The sequence below is a fragment of the Johnsonella ignava ATCC 51276 genome (assembly GCF_000235445.1).
Lineage (GTDB): Bacteria > Bacillota > Clostridia > Lachnospirales > Lachnospiraceae > Johnsonella > Johnsonella ignava.
This window is the reverse complement of the sequence record NZ_JH378847.1, coordinates 1-4,500: the sequence shown is the minus strand read 5'-3', so window position 1 is coordinate 4,500 and position 4,500 is coordinate 1. Positions and strand designations below refer to the sequence as shown.

Below are 4,500 nucleotides of genomic sequence, written 5' to 3'. Positions count from 1 at the left end.
GTGGAGAAAAAAGAAGCACCAAAGCAGGAAGTAGTAAAAGAAGAACCTGTTAAGGAAGAAGTAGAGCCTGAGAAGAAGGACGAAAAGAGTAATTTAGGAACCTATATTATTTTGCTTCTTGTAGTAGGTGGTGCATTAGGAGCAGGCTACTATTTTAAGGTTGTGAAAAAGAAAGAAGATAAAGAACTTGAAGCCTTAGAGGAAGAAGATGATGATTTCTTTTCTGAAGCTGAAAGTGAGGAAGAAGCAAGCGAAGTAGATGAAGTTGAAGATGATGAAACTGAGGAATAAGATTGCACCTAAAACTATATAATATTTGGTGCAAATACAGGGCGAGAGGGTAACATCTTTCGCCCTATTTTATTAGTTAAAACAGGAGGAAAAACAGAAATGAAATTAGTTTATGTAAAGCTTTACATAAATCAGTTTATGCGGAGTGGTTCTAAATGTAGAGTTTGTATTAAAATTATTCATATATCTTAAATATCTCCTTTCTAACTTTACATAATATTCTTACTAAATTTAAAATTAAATATAGTGCAATGCACTAATAATTTTAGAGGAGGTAGTATTATGTCAAAAAAAATAGTACTGATTGCTGAATTGCCGTCATATATTGATGGACTGTGCAAAAGGCTTAAAGAGATGGGATATTCCGACGGAACAATTAAAACCCATCGAAGAACTCTTAATAAATTCTGCCAATATGCAGATAAAATGCAGTTTAAGAATTTTGATTCCTTCGCTATTCAGCAATTTGTTATTGCTAGCAATGCAGATAACTATGATAACAAATACCACAGTTGTCGATACAACAGACCGTTTGCAATGCTTAATGATTTTATTACATTTAATTCTGTATTACGACAAAAATATAGTTCAGTATGCTCTTTCAACGAAACATTTTCTAAAGGTTTCTCTTCTTTTCTTGAGTACCTTGCAAGACGTAATTTTTCAGATTTGAGCATAAAAACTTGTCGCTCTCATTTGCTTCGATTTCATGACTTTTTAGTGAACAATGGTATAAAGGACTTTTCAAATTTATCTTGCGAAATTGTCCGTTCTTATTGTAATACCTTATCAAATTTCTCCACAACTACATCAGCACAAATATCAAGAAATCTGAAAAAACTATTTGAATATCTTAAAATTCACGAATATACTTCAGAAGACTTTTCATCTTCCGTACCGAATTTTAGGAATACCAGAGGTGAAAAACTTCCTGAAAAATTCACATCTGAAGAAATAGAAAAAATCATCAATGCTATCGATAAAAACAATCCTATAGGAAAGCGTGATTACACCATTGTTCTTATTGCTGTACGACTTGGGCTAAGAAATGGTGATGTTACAAGGTTAAAATTCAGTTCTATAAATTGGACTAAAAAGGAAATCCATATTATTCAGCATAAAACAGGAGTTCCTTTAACTTTACCACTGCCTGACGATGTAGGGTGGGCAATTATTGATTATATAAAAAATGGGCGTCCTAATTCTGATTGCGAGTACGTATTTGTAAGTCATAATCCACCATTTAAAGAGCTTACTGTCTATACAAATTTGGTTGCACAATATATGAGAAAAGCAGGGTTATACATTGAGCCACAAAGAAAGTTGGGAATGCATACTCTTAGAAAAAGCCTTGCGACATCTATGCTTGAGAACAATGTTCCTGTTAATGTAATTGCACAGACATTGGGACACAGCGATTTGAATTCGGTTGGCAATTACATTCGTATAAGCACAAAATTATTGAAAAAATGTGCAATGGAGGTAACAGATTATGAGTAAGAGAATACGAAAAGATCCTAAATTTGACGGACCTTTTGCCCCTATGTGCATAGAATATATACGTTTTAAAAGGTTGCAAGGCTATAGCTTTGATGGTCAAATTTATATTCTTCATTCATTTGATAATTTTTGTAAAAATTACGACATAAAAGATTATGAAATAACTGAAAAACTTGCTTTTGATTGGAGCATGTCAAGAAATGGCGAAGGAGAAACTTATCGCTGTTCAAGAATTGCACTGATGAGGCAATTTTCTATATTCTTATCTGAAAGAGGATTTAAAACATTTATGCAACCATTTGTATTTAGGAAAGACAAGATTCATACTCCATACATTTTCAATAAAGATGAAATCAAAAGAATATTCCAAGTTGTAGATAATATGGAATATTCACAAAAATCCATTTATCAGCATAAGGTTTATCCGATGATTTACAGAATGCTTTACGCCTGTGGCTTTAGAATAAATGAAGTCCTTGGTCTAAAGCTGAAAGATATTGATTTAAATTCCGGGATTGTTCATTTAACGCAAACAAAGAAAAACATCGAAAGACTTGTTCCTATGTCTGATTCTCTTACAAAATATTGTCAGAGCTACTCAATGGAGCTTCATAAGGACCACGATGAAGAATTTCCTTTTATTTTTACTATGCACTCAGAACATTATGGTGTATCTGCAATAGAGCGAAATTTTAGAGATGTTATGTGGAAAGCGGGAATACCTTATGGCGGAAAATTGTATGGTCCTCGTTTGCACGATCTTAGACATTCTTTTGCTTGCCATACATTGTATAGATGGGTAAAAAACAACGAAAATCTTTTAACGTTGCTACCGATTCTTTCAAAATATCTTGGTCACTCAGGAGTAATGTCAACACAATGGTATCTAAGATTGACAGCTGAATTCTATCCTGATGTTACAGAAAAAGTAAATTCATATACAGGATGCGTGTTTCCTGAAGTAGGAGGTGATTTAATTGAAGAAAAAACCTACTGATTTTGCATTTACTCTTTCAAAATTTTTTGGAGAATATCTAACAGTCTTGTGTAATTTCAGCGAAAATACGATATGCTCTTATCGAGATACATTTAAGTTGTTTTTATTGTTTTGTATTTCCTCTGAAGGAATCTCATCAGAAAAGTTATGTTTCAAAGACATAAATCCAGATATGATCGAGAAATTTCTACATTGGCTTAAAAACGAGAGAAATTCAAGTGTTTCAACTTGTAATCAAAGGCTTGCGGCACTGCACGCTTTCTTTAAATATGTTCAATATGAACGCCCTGAATTATCTTTGTTATGTCAACAGGTTTTGTTTTTGAAATTTGCAAAAAACGAAAAAAGTGAACTTAATTATCTCACAGTTGACGCTGTTAAGGAAATATTATCAATTCCTGATACAAAGACTGCTGAAGGCATACGAGAATTAGCTGTTTTAAGTCTGATGTATGATTCGGGTGCAAGGGTCCAGGAACTTGTTGATTTAAAATTCGGAGATATCAGGCTATTAAATCCTGCCAGCGTAAAGCTAACAGGTAAAGGAAGAAAAAGCCGTGTATTGCCTCTTCTGCAAGGTAATGTAAAAATACTATCCACATATATACAATGCTATCGCAAAAAATTATGTGAGAAAGATGATATATTCTTCTTTAATCGTTCTGACAAACAACTCACTCGTTCAGGAATAGGTTATATATTGAATAAAAATTTTGATATGGCAAGGTCACAAAAACCAGAATTATTTCCAAAGAAAATTTCTCCACATTGTTTAAGGCATTCAAAAGCAATGCACTTACTTCAATCGGGTGTAAATCTCATATACATCAGAGATTTTCTAGGGCATGCTGATGTAAAAACAACACAGATTTATGCACGTGCTGATGTTACGCTTAAAAGGAAAGCTATTGAATCTGCAAGTTTAATTGATGTTAGCAAAAATATGAAATCATGGACAGAGGATGAAGATCTAATGACATGGCTTAATAGTTTAGGAAAACAAACTAATTAAAGTTTTTAAATGAATGGAATATGCTAAATCTGTAAAAAGCATATTCCATTTACATTTAAACATTTTTTATGTTAAGAAAGGATGATTAAAATATGATTAAAACAAACACTTTATCAAACAACTTTACATTTAATTCTACTCCGCATAAATTAGTTTATGTAAAGCTTTACATAAACAAGTTTACTCATTCTTTTCCTCCGTTTCCTCGTCCTCAGTCAGATATTCTTCTTCATCCTCCAGGTCGAAATCATCCAGATCAGCGGGAACTTTCTTTCCCTGCTTCGGTTTCAGCACCAGGAAATAGACCGCCGCACCACCTGTTGCTACTTGTCAAGGACTTTTTAATCAAAATCATCTTTTTTTTCATACGATTTTTTCCGCAACTCCCTCAACATTATTCTTGTCAGCTTGTCTTGCATTGTTTCAGTTACATTTTCATTGAAGTGGACAACAACTTCATAAGTAACTTTTCCAATTTTTCTTTTTGTGTGAATTCCTTTTTTATCTATCTTTTTAAGTTCTTCCATAAATTCTCCTTTCCGTTATTTGAATTTTTAACAACAAAAAAGGAAGTATAGGCTATTTGCTTTTACTTCCTTGTAATGATTTTTATCGAATATCTCTATTTCTTTTCTAACTCAATTTCCAATACAATATGGAAATACATTTTTAAGGATTACTATAATCAAGGTAAACCTGT

The 4,500-nt window shown here is 32.6% G+C and carries 5 protein-coding genes; 4 read left to right on the top strand and 1 reads right to left on the bottom strand.

Annotated features, from left to right (window positions below; genetic code table 11):
• The 4 genes from HMPREF9333_RS11835 to HMPREF9333_RS11820 form a co-directional block, all read left to right on the top strand.
• On the top strand, positions 1-291 hold a 291-nt coding region (locus HMPREF9333_RS11835; protein WP_156797348.1), incomplete at its 5' end, for a CD1107 family mobile element protein.
• A 282-nt stretch (positions 292-573) separates the two neighbouring features.
• Positions 574-1,791, top strand: coding sequence for a site-specific integrase (locus HMPREF9333_RS11830; RefSeq protein WP_005542336.1), 1,218 nt, complete (start codon positions 574-576; stop codon positions 1,789-1,791).
• Positions 1,784-2,788, top strand: a complete 1,005-nt coding sequence (locus tag HMPREF9333_RS11825; RefSeq protein WP_005542335.1) for a tyrosine-type recombinase/integrase — start codon at positions 1,784-1,786, stop codon at positions 2,786-2,788. Before HMPREF9333_RS11830 ends, HMPREF9333_RS11825 begins: the two co-directional genes overlap by 8 nt.
• Positions 2,769-3,800: a site-specific integrase gene (locus HMPREF9333_RS11820; RefSeq protein WP_005542334.1), complete on the top strand. Its 1,032-nt coding sequence runs from the start codon at positions 2,769-2,771 to the stop codon at positions 3,798-3,800. The genes HMPREF9333_RS11825 and HMPREF9333_RS11820 overlap by 20 nt, the downstream gene beginning before the upstream one ends.
• A gap of 341 nt (positions 3,801-4,141) precedes the next feature.
• On the opposite strand, the gene HMPREF9333_RS11815 is transcribed toward HMPREF9333_RS11820, so the two are convergent.
• Positions 4,142-4,327 (bottom strand): transposon-encoded TnpW family protein, encoded by a 186-nt coding sequence (locus tag HMPREF9333_RS11815; RefSeq protein WP_005542333.1) that lies wholly within the window; start codon positions 4,325-4,327, stop codon positions 4,142-4,144.
• Between the last annotated feature and the right edge of the window lie 173 nt (positions 4,328-4,500).

What these genes read in the sequence shown, in the direction of transcription:
- HMPREF9333_RS11830 (WP_005542336.1), top strand. Translation starts at nt 574, where the DNA reads ATGTCAAAAAAAATAGTACTGATTGCTGAATTGCCGTCATATATTGAT.
- HMPREF9333_RS11825 (WP_005542335.1), top strand. Translation starts at nt 1,784, where the DNA reads ATGAGTAAGAGAATACGAAAAGATCCTAAATTTGACGGACCTTTTGCC.
- HMPREF9333_RS11815 (WP_005542333.1), bottom strand. Translation starts at nt 4,327, where the DNA reads ATGGAAGAACTTAAAAAGATAGATAAAAAAGGAATTCACACAAAAAGA.